The 17,769-nt window shown below is 34.3% G+C and carries 17 protein-coding genes; 4 read left to right on the top strand and 13 right to left on the bottom strand.

Annotation, left to right across the window (positions count from 1 at the left end; translation table 11 throughout):
* Positions 1-52: 52 nt before the first annotated feature.
* The 4 genes from ONG78_RS01300 to folD are packed head-to-tail and all read left to right on the top strand — an operon-like array spanning position 53 to position 3,036.
* Positions 53-1,330: an HlyC/CorC family transporter gene (locus ONG78_RS01300; protein ID WP_029237684.1), complete on the top strand. Its 1,278-nt coding sequence runs from the start codon at positions 53-55 to the stop codon at positions 1,328-1,330.
* A 9-nt stretch (positions 1,331-1,339) separates the two neighbouring features.
* Positions 1,340-1,597 (top strand): DUF2312 domain-containing protein, encoded by a 258-nt coding sequence (locus ONG78_RS01295; protein WP_006014634.1) that lies wholly within the window; start codon positions 1,340-1,342, stop codon positions 1,595-1,597.
* Entirely contained in the window at positions 1,590-2,165 is a 576-nt protein-coding gene (locus ONG78_RS01290; RefSeq protein WP_264377496.1) for a UbiX family flavin prenyltransferase, read from the top strand. Before ONG78_RS01295 ends, ONG78_RS01290 begins: the two co-directional genes overlap by 8 nt.
* Entirely contained in the window at positions 2,149-3,036 is an 888-nt protein-coding gene (folD, locus tag ONG78_RS01285; RefSeq protein ID WP_264377495.1) for a bifunctional methylenetetrahydrofolate dehydrogenase/methenyltetrahydrofolate cyclohydrolase FolD, read from the top strand. The genes ONG78_RS01290 and folD overlap by 17 nt, the downstream gene beginning before the upstream one ends.
* 99 nt (positions 3,037-3,135) lie before the next feature.
* Here the strand turns inward: folD and ONG78_RS01280 are convergent, their stop codons facing one another.
* The 13 genes from ONG78_RS01280 to ONG78_RS01220 form a co-directional block, all read right to left on the bottom strand.
* Positions 3,136-3,852 (bottom strand): cell envelope biogenesis protein OmpA, encoded by a 717-nt coding sequence (locus ONG78_RS01280; protein ID WP_264375129.1) that lies wholly within the window; start codon positions 3,850-3,852, stop codon positions 3,136-3,138.
* 103 nt (positions 3,853-3,955) lie between these two features.
* A complete protein-coding gene (locus tag ONG78_RS01275) occupies positions 3,956-4,531 on the bottom strand; it encodes a hypothetical protein (protein ID WP_264376550.1) in 576 nt (191 codons plus the stop codon).
* 120 nt (positions 4,532-4,651) lie between these two features.
* A complete protein-coding gene (leuS, locus tag ONG78_RS01270; RefSeq protein WP_264377494.1) occupies positions 4,652-7,111 on the bottom strand; it encodes a leucine--tRNA ligase in 2,460 nt (819 codons plus the stop codon).
* A 4-nt stretch (positions 7,112-7,115) separates the two neighbouring features.
* Complete coding sequence (locus ONG78_RS01265; protein WP_007302156.1) at positions 7,116-7,706, bottom strand: murein hydrolase activator EnvC family protein; 591 nt, start codon at positions 7,704-7,706, stop codon at positions 7,116-7,118.
* 52 nt (positions 7,707-7,758) lie between these two features.
* Positions 7,759-8,085 carry a MerR family transcriptional regulator gene (locus ONG78_RS01260; RefSeq protein WP_264375125.1) on the bottom strand — a complete coding sequence of 109 codons (327 nt, stop codon included), beginning with the start codon at positions 8,083-8,085 and terminating at the stop codon, positions 7,759-7,761.
* Positions 8,082-8,381 (bottom strand): integration host factor subunit alpha, encoded by a 300-nt coding sequence (locus ONG78_RS01255; RefSeq protein ID WP_007302154.1) that lies wholly within the window; start codon positions 8,379-8,381, stop codon positions 8,082-8,084. The genes ONG78_RS01260 and ONG78_RS01255 overlap by 4 nt, the downstream gene beginning before the upstream one ends.
* A gap of 38 nt (positions 8,382-8,419) precedes the next feature.
* A complete protein-coding gene (locus tag ONG78_RS01250) occupies positions 8,420-9,616 on the bottom strand; it encodes an MFS transporter (protein WP_264377493.1) in 1,197 nt (398 codons plus the stop codon).
* A 1,109-nt stretch (positions 9,617-10,725) separates the two neighbouring features.
* Positions 10,726-12,660, bottom strand: coding sequence for an excinuclease ABC subunit UvrB (gene uvrB / locus ONG78_RS01245; protein ID WP_264377492.1), 1,935 nt, complete (start codon positions 12,658-12,660; stop codon positions 10,726-10,728).
* Positions 12,661-12,745: 85 nt separating this feature from the next.
* Entirely contained in the window at positions 12,746-13,507 is a 762-nt protein-coding gene (locus ONG78_RS01240; protein ID WP_264375122.1) for a cytochrome c1, read from the bottom strand.
* Positions 13,507-14,733 carry a cytochrome b gene (locus tag ONG78_RS01235; protein ID WP_264375121.1) on the bottom strand — a complete coding sequence of 409 codons (1,227 nt, stop codon included), beginning with the start codon at positions 14,731-14,733 and terminating at the stop codon, positions 13,507-13,509. Before ONG78_RS01235 ends, ONG78_RS01240 begins: the two co-directional genes overlap by 1 nt.
* 122 nt (positions 14,734-14,855) lie before the next feature.
* On the bottom strand, positions 14,856-16,022 hold the full coding sequence (locus ONG78_RS01230) for an ankyrin repeat domain-containing protein (RefSeq protein ID WP_264377491.1): 1,167 nt from the start codon (positions 16,020-16,022) through the stop codon (positions 14,856-14,858).
* Between the two features lie 259 nt (positions 16,023-16,281).
* Positions 16,282-17,295, bottom strand: coding sequence for an ankyrin repeat domain-containing protein (locus ONG78_RS01225; RefSeq protein WP_264375119.1), 1,014 nt, complete (start codon positions 17,293-17,295; stop codon positions 16,282-16,284).
* 91 nt (positions 17,296-17,386) lie between these two features.
* Positions 17,387-17,638: a DnaJ domain-containing protein gene (locus tag ONG78_RS01220; protein WP_236607909.1), complete on the bottom strand. Its 252-nt coding sequence runs from the start codon at positions 17,636-17,638 to the stop codon at positions 17,387-17,389.
* Between the last annotated feature and the right edge of the window lie 131 nt (positions 17,639-17,769).

Below are 17,769 nucleotides of genomic sequence, written 5' to 3'. Positions count from 1 at the left end.
TACAACATATAAAATCAACTCTGTTTCTATATCGCAATAACATCATACTTTAATGGATTGGTTATTGATTTCAGTATTGTCAGCAATTTTTTTCTTATTGATTTTATCGTTTTTGTTCTCAGGAGCAGAAATAGGGTTAACCTCAATTAGCCGATCCCGAGTGAATAAACTAAAGCTAGAAGGTAACAAAAAAGCCAAGATAATAGAGCTTTTGTTAGGTAAAAAAGAATTAACAATAGGAACAATATTACTGTGTAATACAATTATTAACATTACTTGCTCTGCTTTATTTACAGTAATATTTATAAATTCTTTTGGGAGTGAGGGCATATTTCTTTCAACATTCATGATGACGTTTTGTATTTTGCTATTTTGTGAAGTTTTACCAAAAACTTACGCCATGCAAAATCCTGAAAAATTTACATTACTTTCTGCTTATTTTATGCTGTTTTTTGTCAAGGTTCTTTCTCCATTGACATTAGGCATTCAGTTTATTGTCAATATCATTCTGAAGTTATGTGGGCTTCATAAGAATAGGGAGGTAATATCTGCAGCAGATGCAATGCGTAATATGATTACTCTTCACCGCAGTGAGGGCACTATGTTACAACAGGATTTAGATATGCTAAATAGTATACTTGATTTGGCTGAGACAGAAATATCACAAATTATGACCCACAGGAGAAACTTATTTTCTCTTGATATAGATCGAAATAAAGAAGAGTTAATAAGAGAGATTTTAACCAGTAGCCATAGCAGAGTACCTTTATGGCAAAAAGAACCAGATAATATTGTTGGAGTGGTTCACGTGAAAAATCTAATAAATGCCTTGCGTGAAAAGGATAATAAAATAGAGATTGCCAAAGTTATGTCAAAGCCTTGGTTTATACCAGAAAGTACGCCACTCAGTGTACAACTTCACAACTTCCGTAAAAACAGGAAACACCTTGCATTTGTTATTGATGAGTATGGAGCACTACAGGGAATCGTAACTCTTGAGGATATACTGGAAGAAATAGTTGGAGAAATTTCAGATGAACATGATTTGATCACAGAGAATTTTATAAAAAAGATATCCGATAATATGTATCACATAGAAGGAAAATCTACTATTAGGGATATTAATAGACAGTTACATTGGGATCTTCCTGATGAAGAAGCTACAACTCTAGCAGGTATGATTGTAAACGAGATAGAGCGCATTCCTGAAGAAAATGAAGAGTTTTCCATGTACGGTTTTTACTTTAAGATTTTAAAAAAAGATAAAAATATTATTACTATGATTGAAGTACAAGTAAAAACTGATAATACTGTAGTAGCAATTAATTAGTTGGGTTCTATGGAAGATACAGTAAAAATAACGGCTGAAGATTTGAAGAGCTATATAGAGAGAATCGAAAAACTTGAACAAGAAAAGAGGGATGTGCAAGATCACATTCGTGATGTATATGCAAAAGCTGCAGATGAAGGTTGGGATATAAAAGTGATGAAACAGATTATTAGGCTAAGAAAGATGGATGATGATGACAGGGAGGAACAGGAAATATTACTTGATACCTACAAACGTGCATTGGGAATGAATTACGAAGGTGAATAGTAGGATTGTAATTGGAATAAGTGGAGCATCTGGTTCTATTTACGGTGTACGGATTCTAGAGGCACTAAAAAATACCAATCATGAAACTCATTTAGTGATCAGCAGTGCTGGAAAAATAACTATAGCTCATGAGATTAAAGAAAAACTTGAAGATATTATGTCGCTTGCAGATTTTTACTATTCTGAAGAAAAAATAGGAGAAAAAATAGCAAGCGGCTCATTTAAAACCTCAGGTATGGTTATTGCTCCATGTTCTATGAAAACAATGTCTGAAATAGCATCGGGGGTGACTTCCAATCTATTAACAAGGGCTGCAGATGTAACTCTAAAAGAAAGAAGAAAATTAGTTCTTATGGTGCGAGAATCTCCACTACATCTTGGACATCTCCGAAATATGTTAAAACTAACAGAGATGGGAGCAATTATTGCTCCGCCGATGCCTGCTTTTTATATTAAACCAAAATCTTTGGATGATATTGTAAATCATGCTGTTGGTAAAGTATTGAATTTATTTGATATCTCATTACCTGACTTCAAGGAGTGGCAAGGAAATGTCAATTATTATTAACGGTAAAAAAATAGCAAATGATCTCTGTGAGGAGCTATCAAAAAAAATTGATATTTTAAAGAAAGAGTATAATGTTTTTCCTTGTCTTAAAGTAATTCTTGTGGGTAGCAATCCAGCAAGTCAGGTCTACGTTCGTAATAAACAAAGAAAAGCGGAATCAATGGGTATAAGTTCTGAAACTATTGTGTTGCCTGATAGTATCTCAGAAGATGAATTGATTGAAAAAGTTAATACATTAAATGAAGATTCATCTGTGCATGGAATTTTAGTTCAGTTACCTTTACCAAAGCACATCAGTGCAAGTAGAATAATTAATACAGTAAGTGTTGAAAAAGATGTAGATGGCTTTCATGATGAGAATGTTGGCAGGTTAGTTAAAGGTGAAAAAAATTGTCTGATACCTTGTACTCCCAAAGGTTCTTTGCATTTAATTAAGTCAGTTGAAAATAATCTGTCCGGTAAAAATGCGGTAATCATTGGCAGATCAAATATTGTGGGTAAGCCAATGTTTCACCTATTGTTGCAAGAAAATTGCACTGTTACCATCTTGCATTCACAAAGTAGGGATTTAGCTGATTATTGCTCTAAGGCGGATATAGTAGTTGCAGCAGTTGGAAAGCCAAATTTTGTTCAACCAGATTGGATAAAAGAAGGTGCAATAGTAATCGATGTTGGCATAAATAGTGTGAATGTAGGAGAGCAAACAAAGCTTGTAGGCGATGTTGACTTCGAAAGAGTAAAAGAAAAAGTCAAAGCAATTACTCCAGTACCTGGTGGAGTTGGCCCGATGACAATAGCATTTCTTATGATCAACACTTTAGTTGCTGCTTGCTTACAGAAGGGAGTTGATCCTTCTGATTTTATTGCTTAAGGTTTAGCTTAATGTTAGCATAAACAGAATACCTTTGCAAATAGCACATATATAGCACCAAGCATACAACTGTGTATAGGGATTCAAAGTGTTCATAGCTTAAAAATTATAACGTATACCTACTTCTATGATTGCATCTGGTTTTTTCATCGGTGGTTTAAAGCCACTTAATTGACCGCTTGCAGCAATAGCAACTGTGCCAACTATCTGCGGAATAATTTCACAATCAACACCTAACTTTACTTTATAGGAAATAGCACCCAGTATTTTATCTAGTGTTTCATTTTGACCTGCGGCTGCGGCTACAGTTGCAGCTGAATTTACTGCATTTGTATCCTCACCAAGACCAAAAGATGGCAATATTCGAATATATCCACCCAGACCTATACTAGCATATAATTTAATGGGATCAATTTCAAGATCAGGATAGTAAAGGTAATTTGCCAATAAACCAGCTCCTACTTTCCTATTTTGTGCATTAGTTATATCACTTATGTTAGCAAGAACCTCAAGTTCAAACTTAGAACTTTTGTTATGATGATAACCAAAAACAACGCTAGGTTTCAATTGAAAGCTTTCACCCCATCGAGTCCCAAAGTTTAAACCTACATAACCTACATAGTAATGATCTTCGTACCGGTCTTCATATCGATCTTCGTATTGATCTTCATACTGGTCTTTGTATTGATTTTCATACTGATCTTTATGTTGATCTTCATATTGGTCTTCTAACTCACTTGTACCATTACTAGCTGTACTTGCTAAAGCAATCAACACAGCGAACACTTTCATCGTTCTCATATAATTCATACACATTACTTCCTTAAAACAGACTGGAATAAGTGTTCAAACATGCTAGCAGCAAGTTTTGAGCATTGCTTATGGTTACACCTAAACATGTACACAATGCCATCCAGCATTAAAAACTATAACGTACTCCTACTTCCAGCATCGCATCTGGTATTTGTTTTGCTTTTAAACCACTCAGTTGCCCGCCTACGGTTAAAGCAGCTGTACCAACTATCTGTGAAGCAACTTCATAATCAACACCAACCTTCAGTTTGTACGAAATAGCACCCAGTATTTTATCTAGTGTTTCAGTGCCAACAATCTCAAAAGGATATACTTGTAGATGTCCTCCTAAACCTCCACTGACATATAGTTTCACAGGATCAATGTCAACGTCAGGATAATAACGATAATTAGCTAATAAGCTAGTTCCCATTTTCTTGTTGTCCTTTCCTTCTGCATCCTTACCTCCAAACATATCACTTACGTCAGTGAGAATCTCAAGTTCAAACTTAGAGCTTTTATCATAATTATAACCAAAAACTAAGCCAGGTTTTATTTTTAATCCAGTGCCCCATCCACCACCAAAGTTTAAACCTGCGTAGTACTGCTCTTTTGCACTATTACTAGCTGCTTTATTACTAGCTGCACCTGCTAGAGATGAAGTGAGCAACACAGCTAAAACACACAATCCTTTTATTTTCATATAACTACCCATACAAAAAAATATATAATGCACAAGTATATATCCTTTATATTAAAAAAGATATAACCGCATATCAAAAAAAGTATACCTACGAAATTAGGGACATGCTACTCAAAATTTTTATATAACTATGTTTACTACCTTATTTGGTACAGCATATATAGTGCGAATTTTGCTTTGATCGATTTTGTTAGATACAGAATCTGTTGCTATTTTCTTCAATTTTTCTTGAGGTAAATCAGTTGCCACTTCAATGGTCGCACGTAACTTTCCATTGATCTGTACTGCCACAGTTACCATATTATCAATTAGTAGTGATTCATCAGCTTTTGGCCAAGGTTGCATATATAGCATGCCTTCGCCTCCTATTTTTTGCCATAAATTTTCAGCCAGGTGTGGCATGAATGGTTCGATTACTCTAATTAGTATACATACACCTTCATCAATAAGAGATTTTCCAGTTTTTACGTCTATTTCAGCTATTAAATTTGTCATTTCACGAAACTTTGCTACCACACAGTTTAATCTGCAGTTTTCCAAGTCATCTGTAAGCACTTGCAATAGTTTATGGATTTTTTTTCTGTACTCTAGGAGTTTACCTACAATGTTTTCATTATCATAGTGTATGTTTACGGGCCTAAGTTGCACTACCATACGCCACAATTTATTTATGTAGCGAAAACAACCTTCCACGCCATCATCAGACCATTCCATATCTTTTTCTGGGGGGGTATCGGATAATACAAACAAACGAGCAGTATCAGCACCGTATTTTTCTATGATAAAGTTTGGGTCAACTGTATTCTTCTTTGACTTACTCATCTTTTCGACTTTTCCAACTTGGATCTTAGCACCCTTCGCAATCAACTCTTTTGCTTCTTCGGGAAAGAGCCATTTGCCATTCTCATCTTTATAAGTTATATGGCAGACCATTCCTTGAGTGATTAAAGTAGAGAAAGGCTCTTTAACGTCAAAATAGCCACATTTAGTTAAAGCACGGCAGAAAAACCTTGAGTAAAGCAAATGTAGAATTGCATGTTCTATTCCACCTATGTAATAATCAACAGGCATAAAACGATTACAAGTATCTTTATTAATCGATTTATTTTCACTGCAAAATGCAGCAAAATACCAAGAAGATTCAAAAAAAGTGTCAAATGTATCAGTTTCACGTTCTGCTTGCTTTCCGCACTTTGGACAATCAACAAATTTCCAGGTTGGGTGCTTATCCAGGGGATTACCACCACTTGTAAATTCTACATCCGTTGGTAGAACAACAGGGAGGTCTTTTTCTGGAACTGGAACAATTCCACAATCTTTACAATGTATAATAGGTATAGGACATCCCCAATAACGTTGCCTTGAAATTCCCCAATCGTGTAGACGATAGTTTATTGTTTTCTTACCTATTCCTTTTTCTTCAAGTTTTTTTATGATTACTTTTTTTGCCTCATTAATCATTAGTCCGTTTAAGAATTCAGAATTGAACATCACTCCATCACCGAAGTACGGTTCTTTTAAGATCTCTGTGGTCTCTTCACAAACTACAGGAATAATCGGTAAACCATACTTCTGTGCAAATTCAAAATCACGCTGATCATGTGCAGGGCAACCAAAAATCGCACCTTCTCCATACTCCATCAACACAAAATTCGCTATATAAATTGGTAATTCCTTGTCGAGAAATGGGTGCCTGACGTTCAGTCCAGTGTAAATTCCAATTTTTTCATCATTCTCCCCCTTTGCCTTCATATTACCAATAAAGTCTCTTATTTCTTTGTCTTTAAGGTCTTGTACAATAGGGTGCTCTGCTCCTACTGCGAGAAAAGAAGCTCCAAATAAAGTATGAGGAGAAGTTGTAAAAATCTTTAACTTCTTATTCAAGCCAACTATTTCAAAATCTATAGTTGCCCCTTCAGATTTTCCTATCCAGCGCTCTTGCATAGTTTTGACTTTTTCTGGCCAATTTTTTAAACTTTGCAGACAATGAAGCAAATCTTCAGCAAAATCAGTAATCTTTAAAAACCATTGGAATAACTTACGTTTTTCAACAACTGCACCTGATCGCCATCCTTTTCCATCAACCACTTGCTCATTTGCAAGCACTGTTTGGTCCACTGGATCCCAATTAACCCACGACTCTTTTCGATAGGCAAGACCATGCTTTAAAAAATCCAGAAAAAATTTCTGTTCGTGTTTGTAATAATCAGGCTCACATGTGGAAAGCTCGTGATTCCAATTGTAGGAAAGACCTATAGATTTTAGCTGTGCACGCATATTGTCTATATTCTCTTTTGTCCACGCCGCAGGGTTAATATTATTGTCCCTTGCTGCATTTTCAGCTGGTAATCCAAACGCATCCCAGCCAATTGGGTGCAAAACCTCAAATCCATGAGCTCTCTTGTAACGTGCTATAACATCTCCTATTGCATAGTTACGCAGGTGCCCCATATGAATCTTACCAGATGGATATGGAAACATTTCCAACACGTAACATTTCTTCTTTTTACTATCTTTGCTTACAGAAAAATCCCACTTATTTTGGTAGAATTTTTCAACGTTTTTAAAATCATATTTCATAAATTCAATCACAGTTTATATGTACTAAAGGATCGACTGCTTGACCATTATGCCTTATTGTGAAACACATCTGCGGATCTTTATCTTGTGTGCTTGATTTACCTGCAGATCCAATTACTTGACCTTGTTTTACTTTATCACCAATTTCAACTTGTATGTTTTTTAAATAGGAGTACATAGTCATGTAATTATCTTTATGTTCCACTATAATTAAATTTCCGTACCACCTCAGGCCTTTGCCTACGTATATTACTTTGCCAGGTGCAGAAGCAATAACCTTTGTTCCACTTTGAGCAGTAATTTTTATGCCATCTTGACATATTTTATCAGAAGAGGTAACTGCACCTTTAACCGGTATTACAAATTTACACATGCTTTGTGCATTATTGTTATATACCTTATCTACAAAGGCTTTTCTACTTTCTTTTCGCAGCGAAGAATCAACATTTTCTTTAATCAAATGATACTCCCTTGTGTACTCTAGGTCTCTTTTCCCATAAAATTCTTCGCCTTTAAGTAGTACAGGTGCAGGTTTTTGCAGGCCACAGCTTATCAGTATTGCTGATAATATAAAGAACAAGGCTATACGACACATACACTTATCTCTAGATATATCAACTTTCACAAAACTTTATAGTGTTTTTCGTCTATTTATTACTTTCTTCATTTATTTTATCAGTCAAATAGTCTCTTAAATCGGTAAGTTCTTGCAACAAATTTCTTGAATAATGATCAATTCTTACATCGTTACCAAATTCCTTTTGTACTCCTTTTATTGTATATCCTTTGTCATATAGCATATATTTTATTTTCTTTATTGCCTCTATACACTTATGATCATATAGTCTTCTTCCCTTCCGTTTTATGGGTTTAATTTGATGGAATTGACTTTCCCAGAATCTTAAAACATGCTGCTCCAAATGTAGTTCTTCAGCTACTTCTCCAATTGTGTAAAATAATTTTTTCTTATTCATCGGTTGTTTATTAATTTTTTCATCATTTTTGAAGGTCTAAAAGAAATTGATTTTCTCGCTTTAATTACTACCCTTTCCGATGTCTTTGGTATATTTCCTGGTCTTTCTTTCTTGTTTTTAACCAAAAATGTTCCAAATGAAGATATTTTTACTATTCCATCCTTTGCTAAGCTCGTTTTTATCTCATCCAATATATCATCTATTATTGCAATAGAGTCTTCTTTCGATAATCCAATTTCCTGGTTTATACATTCAGCTATTGTTGCCTTAGTTACTGTTGTATCTTTTGTTGTCATAATTTATTACAGTATGTTAATATAATATAACAATCGACTCAAGATTCAGCTACTATATTTTTATAGTATGTTTCTTTTGTAGCATAATTAAAAATACTAGCAAATGTTAACATTGCAAATATTGTGAAAAGCGCCATTTGATGATCTGAAAAAAGTGCTAAAATTGACACTAAAATTCCACTCATAACAAACATAAATCCATTGATAATGGATGATGATGTGCTAATATACTTCTGCTCAACAATCTCACTACCAACAGTAAAATTAAGCATATGTCCTCCTGCAAAAAAACCAAACATTAACATACAAAAGTATATAATATGAACTGTTAAATTACCGCATAGTAAAATAATAGCTGAAATACTTTGCAATGTGGCAAAAGCAGAGATTACGTGCCTTCTATTTTTAAATAGATTTGAGATTAGATCTGCAATTGGAGCACCAACTGCAAGACCAAGCCACAATATTGCAGTTGCCACACCTAACTCCATTGTATTGAGTTCTAAGTTGCTTAGTAACCTTGGTGCCCACAGCATATTAAGCGCTAAAAATGTTCCAAAAGTAATAGCACCCACTATTGAGGTTATCCAGATATCTCTTAATTTTAGCACTGTTAGTACAGAACATATTACTGTTTTTATAGAGCTCTTTATTGTGTATTCCCCCAAATTTTTTTTTGAAAGTCCTTTCGGATAAAAAAACATAAGTACAAATATCGATACGCCAAATAATATTACGCATACAATAAGATTTTTCCAATCTGCACCTTCGGCAAGCAAGCTAGAGAAGCACATTTGAATCATCAAAGCAGAAAGACTTGAAATTGTCTGCACTAGTGAGAACATCAGTCCAAATTGAGTAAGGGGAAAATATGTGCTACTTACATGAGCAGCGCCAATAAAACCAAACGATGCTCCAATTGCGATCAAAAATTGAGATAAAATTAAACGGGCAAAATTGTCACTCTTGATAAGGACAAAAAAACCAAAGAGCATGATTGACAATGAGAAAAAATAAATTTTTTTGCTGGAAAAAACATTAAACATTGCCCCACTAAAAAATTGTGAGATAGCAAAAGTCCAAGTATATGCTGAATTAGCCAGTGCAACTTGCGCAATCGTGATCCCAAGTTCTTTTTCAAGATCCACACTTATAAAGGTGTAGATTATTTGCATATTGCTGAATATAACAATTAAGTTGCTAATCAGCCAAATGAACCAAGCTCTACTTTCCATAAGATTTTATAAGTAATCCATTAATAACAAGCCTCTTTTAGGTTCTGATTAATGTTAAAACAGTTGCAATTATAGATTATATAAAAGCTATGAAACAACAAATTTGTTGTGAGATTTTAATTGTTAGAATCTGTATATGATCTCAAAAAAAGAATAGATTTTTGCTTTTTATCCCCTGTTATAAAGGAGTATACAGCGTACGGTGAAAGGCCTGGGTAAAGATGATATAATTCCAACAAGAGAGATACCCTTCAGATCATCTTCCATTGAATGTAATGGTTGATGTCACAGTTGAACAGCACAAGCAAAGACAATTAGAGTTATAAAATCTTGTTTAATACACATTAAAGTGGACCTATGTTTTGCCACTCAGAACCTGTCTTGAAAGGGAAAAAAAAGAATAAAGCAAGAAATAGGAGGGTAACAAGTGATATAAGTGACAAGGCCAAATGTTGCACAAGGAGCAATAGAATAGGGAGAGCAAAAACATAACAATTATTAATGCGATAAAATATGTAATGAGGAGTAGTTGCTGGTGCTAACCTTTAATATAGTTATGCAAGAGGCCTAATTTAAAATATTAAATAGCTAACGTAAAAAATTGCTTCCATATATTTTAAATCTGATTATAATCACAGTTAGAGATATTTTAAGAGCTCAAAATCTATCTTTGTCTGCAGACTGTTCAGTCAAATTTTTAATCAAAAAGCGTAGCGTATCTTCTTTAGTGCGTATCTGTTGTATGTGCGCTGCACTTTTTTCTAATCTTTTTTACATAGGGGGATTTTATGTCCAGAATTCCAGACACTTGATCTTTACTTTAGCTAAAAAACAATAGGCGCCTATGGCTAATTAAAATAAAAATTTTTCTAATATATAGAAGAATTACAAAATCACTGTTTACTGAAAACGGGCCAAGAAAGCTGCTAATGTCACAGAATTTTAGGTAAACGTTGTTTGCTTGACGTATGAGTGTGCTCTCCTTACTTCAAGAACTCTTTAATATTTAACCACTTAAGTCCTTTCAAGATATGTTCTTAGATAATAGTTTTTCAAATCTTTGGTAAATCAAAGTCAGCTTAACTATTAATTATTTATCTTTTTTCTAGTTATGTAACGGGTCTGTTATTAAATTTTTCAATAATACCTTTTATTTTTGCCGCCTCTTCAAACTCTAAATTTTCAGCATGCTTCAACATTTGCTTTTTCAAACTATTTAGATCATTCTTACTAAAATTCTCAACTACCACTTTTTCCTGTAAAGTATTTGATATAGGCTTTATTATAGTTTTTGGTACAATATTATTCAGTGTATTATGCTCTGTCTGTTTCTTTCTTCTCCTTTCAGTTTCTTTCAGTGCACGATCCATAGAATTAGTAATTTTGTCTGCATATAAAATTACTCTGCCTTCAACATTGCGTGCAGCACGACCTATCGTTTGAATGAGCGAAGTCTCTGATCGTAAAAACCCTTCTTTGTCAGCATCTAAAATTGCAACCAGCCCACACTCGGGAATATCAAGACCTTCCCGCAACAAGTTAACGCCAACAAGAACATCTATTTCTTTAGATCTTAATTTGCATATAATTTCAATTCTTTCCAGTGCACCAATATCTGAATGTAGGTAAGTTACTTTCATACTGAGCTCACTCATATGCTCAGCTAGCTTTTCAGCCATTTTTTTTGTCAATGTGGTAATTAGAATACAAAATCCTTTTTTTATTGTTACTTGCGCCTCGTGAATCACATCATCAACCTGACTCTCTGTTGGTTTTATGGTGCAGATGGGATCTGTCAGTCCTGTTGGGCGGATAACTTGCTCTATGAATGCGTGGTTAGTCTTTTCTAACTCATATTTTCCTGGAGTAGCCGAAACGTAAATAGTCTGGGGCCGTATTGCCTCCCACTCTTCCAATTTTAATGGACGGTTATCAAAAGCAGAAGGTAGCCTAAAACCATAATCTATCAATTTCTTTTTACGTGCTTCATTACCGCTATACATTGCACCTATCTGGGGAACGGTTACATGGCTTTCATCAACAAATAAAATTACATCTTTAGGTAAATACTCAAACAATGTAGGCGGTGGATCTCCGGCTTTCATTCCATAAAGATAACGCGAATAATTTTCAATACCTTTACACACTCCCGTTGCCATCATCATTTCAATATCAAAATTAGTACGCTGCTCAAGGCGTTTTGCTTCAACAATTTTGTTCTGTGAATAGTAATAATCCAGGCGTTCATGTAGTTCTTTTTTAATCAGTTGAACTGCTTGCAAAAGAGTCTCACGTGATGTAGTGTAATAGCTATTTGGAAAAATGGTGACTGTATCTATGCGTCTGATAATATTGCCCTTCATGGCATCAATCTCAGAAATTTCCTCTATTTCATCACCAAACAATGATAAACGCCAAGCTTTATTTTCATAATAGGCAGGAAATATATCAATAATATCGCCGCGCACTCTGAAATATCCTCGCTCAAATCTGACATCAGAACGTTTATATTGGAGATTAACTAAATTATTCAGAAAGTCATTAACATGAATCTTATCTCCAGCACTTAAAGTCAAGGTCATGCTGAGATAGCTCTCAGGCGAACCAAGACCATATATACAAGAAACACTCGCAACTACAATCGTGTCCCTACGCTCCAAAAGAGAGCATATAGCAGAATAGCGTAGCATATCAATTCTTTCATTTATTAAAGAGTCTTTTTCAATATAAGTGTCTGTTTGTGGCGAATAAGCCTCAGGCTGATAATAATCATAATAAGAAATGAAGTATCCAACAGCATTGTGAGGGAAAAATCCTCTCATCTCCTCGTAAAGCTGCGCCGCTAAAGTTTTATTATGTGCCATAATTAATGCAGGCCTGTTTGTTCTTGCAATAACATTTGCCATAGTGAAGGTTTTTCCAGAGCCAGTAACTCCAAGCAAAACCTGATCTCTTTTATTACTATTTAACCCTGCAACTAAGTTGTCTATTGCCTGTGGTTGATCTCCAGCTGGCTGAAAATGTGTAATTATTTGAAATTCCATACCTTTATATTTTCATAATGTATTTATTACTATACAATACATTTGCTAGTGTAAATAAGGTATGAAAGAATGAACATAAAAAACTCTATTTTTTCTTTTTATAGAGCCTGCTCCAAATCCTGTTGTTGGTTAATACAAAAAACACCGTCAAAATTATAAAGTATGTCACTATTTTTAACCCAAGTTTATGTCGGCGTTCCATTTCTGGCTCTGCTGCCCATTGTAAGAAATTTACCACATCATATGACATACTTTCAACTGTAGCTTGCCTTGCACCATCATATTCTACCATTCCTTCAGATAATGGTGGTGCCATAGCTAACCTGCCTGTTGAAAAATATGGATTAAAATATAAACCGTTCTCATCATGTTCACCGTTTTGATAACCAATTAGTAGTGAATAGACATAATTTGCACCATCATGTCTTGCTTTGACAATTAATGATAAGTCCGGTGGAATTGCTCCATTGTTGCTTGCTGCAGCTGCTTCTTTTGTATCAAAAGGTGCAATAAAATAATCCGAAGACACTCCCGGCCTATCAAACATTTCACCCAAATCATTCGGACCATCTTTAACTTGGTAAGAGGCTGCAATTTGTTTTACATCCTCTTCAGAAAAACCAACATCTTGCAAATTACGAAACGCTATTCTATTCATTGAATGGCAAGCAGCACAGACTTCCTTGTATACTTTATAGCCACGCTGAATTGACTCTCTATCGAAAGATCCAGTAATTCCATCAAAACTCCAGTCGATTTTCTTATTTGGTAAAGGTTTAAACTCCTCTGCAGATAGAGAATTAGCGAAAAATAATACACAAAACACAGCAACTTTAACCAATAGCATCACTTCATCTCCGGCACGGAATCGCTTATTGTTTTTGGTAATTTTTTTGGTTTCTCATACTTACTAAGTAAAGGTAAAATTATCACAAAATATGAAAAATAATAAAGAGTTGAAAGCCTACTTAAAGTAATGTAAGGCTCCTTAACTTCTTGTCCCCCAAGCCAGGCAAGAAATGCAAAATTTATTGCAAAAACCCAAAAAAATTTCTTAAATAATGGACGGTAGGAACCACTTTTAACCTTTGATTTATCGAGCCAAGGCAAAAGAAACCACACTAAAATAGATCCAAACATGGTAAGTACACCAATAAGTTTATTTGGAATTGAACGCAGCATCGCATAAAAAGGTAAGAAATACCACTCTGGCACTATATGTACTGGAGTTACCATAGGATCAGCCTCTATATAATTATCAGGATGCCCAAGATAATTAGGGGCATAAAAAACAAATGCAAATAAAATTATAAAAAATAAACCAAAAGTTATGGAGTCCTTTGCTATATAGTAAGGATAAAAAGGAATGGTATCCTTATCTGACCTGACTTCTATTCCACTTGGATTATTAGAGCCAAACCTATGCAGAGCAACAACATGCAACATAGCTAAAGCGATAATAATGAAAGGCATAAGATAATGCAGCGCAAAAAAACGATTGAGCGTTGGATTATCAACAGAGAAACTTCCCCATAGCCATATAACTATTTTATCACCAATTAAAGGTATAGCCGAGAATAAATTAGTTATAACTGTTGCACCCCAAAAACTCATTTGTCCCCATGGAAGAACATATCCCATAAAGGCAGTTGCCATCATTGCAAAAAATATAAATATGCCAATAAACCATACCATTTCTCGCGGTCTCTTATAAGATCCGTAATATAATCCACGCATGATATGAACATAGACCACCATAAAGAAGAGCGACGCCCCAACAGCATGAGTATAACGTATCAGCCATCCATAACTTACGTCACGCATTATACGCTCCACACTATTAAATGCATGATCAACATGCGGAGTGTAGTGCATGGCAAGAAATATACCTGTTATTATTTGTAAAATCAGCGCTATACCAGCTAAAGAACCAAAATTCCAAGCATAATTTAAATTTTTTGGTACTTGATAAGAAGCAGTATGTTTTAGAAAAGAAAATATAGGCAGTCTATACTCTATCCAACCTAATATACCTTTTTCTTCTATTATTTCTTTTTTGCTATCATCTTCCATAACTTAAAGCTTTGTCATCTTAACTCATTGTATTGTAACAATTTAACGCTAATAAACAATAAAAAGTTTAAGTTTAAAGAGTAGATTTCACAAAAACAAGCACTCAAATTTGAGTGCTTGTTTTAAAGGCACTTTTGATGACATACACCTTTAGATATTGTTGAATTGCTTAATGAACTCCGAGGACATTGATAAAGTTTTTCACAATTACTAAGTGCCGTCTCGAATTTTTTTTCTATAATGTCAAGTTCTCTTTCCTTATTTTTTTCTGCTGTCAAAGGTGAATCGTCTAGTGGCCTAAAATGTTGTTTTCTTGTGAACTTACTTATTGCTAAAGAAGTTAGCAGAACTGTTCCATTACAATCAATTTGTGAAGAACCAATAGGACTTCCAGTTAAATGTGCAACAGATTGCTGTACAGTAGGTAAAGCAGGAGCGCTGCTGAATAAGCCACTGATGGTGGTAGTTATCCAACTAAATATACTATTAGAAGAAGGTTTTACTGCATTGCTTGCAGTGCTGCTAACTTCTTCAAAATTTTCTCTGATAAGAGTGAAGGAAGAATTCACTGTTCTACTTGCCAAGTCTGTGGTATTAATAACTTCCAATTCTATCTTGATTGCTTTGGTAGGGAATAATGAAAGATTCGCTGCACTACTTACAGAATCTGTGGCGTCATTAGCGTCTAACCCTACCTTAACACCTGCTTTTATAGAAGTTAATTTTGCTTCACAATCATCTTCAGTAGCACTGCTCAATACATATTCTATCTCTTGAATTTTACTATTGCTATTACATCTATCTTTTCTATAACCTCCAACAACATCTAATGCTGTTTTGCCGTACTGACTTTGAATACTAGCATCAGCACCTCTACAGAGTAGGAGTTTTACCATATCTAAATGACAATGGTTAAATGCTAAGTACAAAGGTGTAAAGCCTTTATAATTTGTAGCATTGATGTTAGCATCACGATCAAGTAAAAACTGTGCTATTTCTAGTTTGCCATTAATAGCAGCAATGTGTAAGGGAGTACTCAAATATCGACTGCTAATAGTAGTATTAACATCAGCACCACTGTCACACAAAAACTGCAATACCTTTAAGTTACCTATGTAAGTAGCAGAATGCATAGGCTTCATACTATATTTTTCATTATTCAAAATCTCATTTTTTATGTGTCTATGTTCTGCCTCTTCAATATATTCTTTAACTTTCTCAAAATCATCTCTGTTTATAGCAGAAAATAATTTTTTTCTCAGGCTCTCAATTATTTCTTGTCTTTCCATCAAATACCTCCTAAAAGACAACGTTCCCGGCTTTATATCACACAATTTAGTATGTGCAAGTGAAATTTACAGAGAAAAAATTTCAATAGTTAAAAATTAGGTCTTCAGCAATCTATCACTTTAACTTTCGTACAAGACATGCTGAGCTTCCTTATTCAAATTTTTTTGCTCTTAATAAGAAGCAATATGCTTTAGAAAAGGAAATAAGGGATAAGTTTTGTAAATAAGCACTCGAATTCGAGTGCTTATTTTAACTGATTTAGAGGGACTTTTGATGCATACCTTTAGGTATCGTTAAATTGCTTAATGAACTTTCAGGATGTTGATAAAGTTTTTCACACTTACTAAGTGCTGTCTCGAAGTTTTTTTCTATAGTGTTAAGCCTTCTTTCTCTAATTTCTTGTATTGTGAGAAGTGAATCTTCTAGTGGCCTTGAGTATTTTTTCTCTGTGAACTTTCTGATCATTACATCAGTTAGTAGAGCTGTTGAATTAAAATCAACTTGTGAAGAACCAATTGGGCTACCAGCGAAGTGATCAACAGATTGCTGTGCAGAAGGTAAAGCATGAGCACTGCTGAATAAGCTGCTGAGTGTGGCAGTGGTTACCCAACTAAATATACTATTAATAAAAGAAAAAGGTTTTACTGCACTACTTGGTTCAGGATCTGGAGTATCACCAGCTTCTAATTCTAACTTAGTATTTATTCTAGCAGAAAGTAATAGTTCTGTACAATTATTTTTATGAAATCTTAACACAGCTAAGAATATTTTTTTTATGTCACAGCCATCACTGCAAAGACTTTCATAACCTGGAATAACCTCAAATGCTATTTTGCCATTTGTACTTCTAATATTAATATCAATATTATTATCAAGCAGAACTTTTGCTATATCTAATCGACACTGATAAAGTGCTAAGTGTAAAGCTGTAAAATTTTGCATTCCTTGAAAGCTAGTGTTGCCGTGAATACAATCAAATACAACTTTCTCCATATCATATGTTACAACAATGGATACGGAAGGAACAATGCACGCATCACTCACAGCATTAACACGAGCACCATTGTTAATCAAAAACTGCAATATCTTTGAGTTAGCTCTGTAAGTAGCAAAATGTATAGGTGCCATGCCATATTGCTTACCATTAATAATATCGTTTTGTACACCTTTAATCTTTGCCTTTCTAACACATCTTTTAACTTTCTCAAAATCAAGTTTGTTTATAGCAATAAACAATTTATTCCTTAACTCTTCTATTCTGTATTTTCGCATCAAATACCTCCTATAAGACAACGCCCTTGGCTTTGTATCACATGATTTAGTATTTACAAGTAAAATTTACAGAGAAAACAATAGTTAAAAATTAGGTCTTTAGCAATCTATCACGTGCTGCGTTTAACTTTTGTGCAAAATATTCCGAGCCTCCCTTGTCTGGATGGACCAGTTTCATTAAATTTTGGTATGCCTTATTGATTTCATTTTGGCTTGCCTCGGAATTCAGCCCCAGTATTTTTAATGCTTCATCTTTGGACATATTATCACCAGTGTAATTTTTGGTGTAACTTTTACTGCTGTTAAATTCGTTCAAAAACTTACTTAATATAGAGTTCATCATAAAACTTATGTTATTTCTCTTTGCCAAAAAGAGAAAAAATACAACAACGCTAGGTAAAACAAACGTGATTATTGTGAATATCAAAAAAAGGAAGAAGATGAATGACATGTATATTTTTTTATCATTTTATG

This window comes from Wolbachia endosymbiont (group B) of Philonthus cognatus, from assembly GCF_947179345.1.
Lineage (GTDB): Bacteria > Pseudomonadota > Alphaproteobacteria > Rickettsiales > Anaplasmataceae > Wolbachia.
This window is presented reverse-complemented; position numbering and strand designations above follow the sequence as displayed.

Excerpts from the sequence above, each read along its gene's own strand:
- ONG78_RS01300 (WP_029237684.1), top strand. The coding sequence starts at position 53 with ATGGATTGGTTATTGATTTCAGTATTGTCAGCAATTTTTTTCTTATTG.
- ONG78_RS01225 (WP_264375119.1), bottom strand. The coding sequence starts at position 17,295 with ATGCGAAAATACAGAATAGAAGAGTTAAGGAATAAATTGTTTATTGCT.
- leuS (WP_264377494.1), bottom strand. The coding sequence starts at position 7,111 with ATGAAATATGATTTTAAAAACGTTGAAAAATTCTACCAAAATAAGTGG.
- ONG78_RS01265 (WP_007302156.1), bottom strand. The coding sequence starts at position 7,706 with ATGTGTCGTATAGCCTTGTTCTTTATATTATCAGCAATACTGATAAGC.
- ONG78_RS01255 (WP_007302154.1), bottom strand. The coding sequence starts at position 8,381 with ATGACAACAAAAGATACAACAGTAACTAAGGCAACAATAGCTGAATGT.
- ONG78_RS01240 (WP_264375122.1), bottom strand. The coding sequence starts at position 13,507 with ATGCTATTGGTTAAAGTTGCTGTGTTTTGTGTATTATTTTTCGCTAAT.
- ONG78_RS01235 (WP_264375121.1), bottom strand. The coding sequence starts at position 14,733 with ATGGAAGATGATAGCAAAAAAGAAATAATAGAAGAAAAAGGTATATTA.
- ONG78_RS01280 (WP_264375129.1), bottom strand. The coding sequence starts at position 3,852 with ATGTGTATGAATTATATGAGAACGATGAAAGTGTTCGCTGTGTTGATT.
- ONG78_RS01220 (WP_236607909.1), bottom strand. The coding sequence starts at position 17,638 with ATGATGAACTCTATATTAAGTAAGTTTTTGAACGAATTTAACAGCAGT.
- ONG78_RS01230 (WP_264377491.1), bottom strand. The coding sequence starts at position 16,022 with ATGGAAAGACAAGAAATAATTGAGAGCCTGAGAAAAAAATTATTTTCT.
- ONG78_RS01260 (WP_264375125.1), bottom strand. The coding sequence starts at position 8,085 with ATGAATAAGAAAAAATTATTTTACACAATTGGAGAAGTAGCTGAAGAA.
- folD (WP_264377495.1), top strand. The coding sequence starts at position 2,149 with ATGTCAATTATTATTAACGGTAAAAAAATAGCAAATGATCTCTGTGAG.
- uvrB (WP_264377492.1), bottom strand. The coding sequence starts at position 12,660 with ATGGAATTTCAAATAATTACACATTTTCAGCCAGCTGGAGATCAACCA.
- ONG78_RS01295 (WP_006014634.1), top strand. The coding sequence starts at position 1,340 with ATGGAAGATACAGTAAAAATAACGGCTGAAGATTTGAAGAGCTATATA.
- ONG78_RS01250 (WP_264377493.1), bottom strand. The coding sequence starts at position 9,616 with ATGGAAAGTAGAGCTTGGTTCATTTGGCTGATTAGCAACTTAATTGTT.
- ONG78_RS01275 (WP_264376550.1), bottom strand. The coding sequence starts at position 4,531 with ATGAAAATAAAAGGATTGTGTGTTTTAGCTGTGTTGCTCACTTCATCT.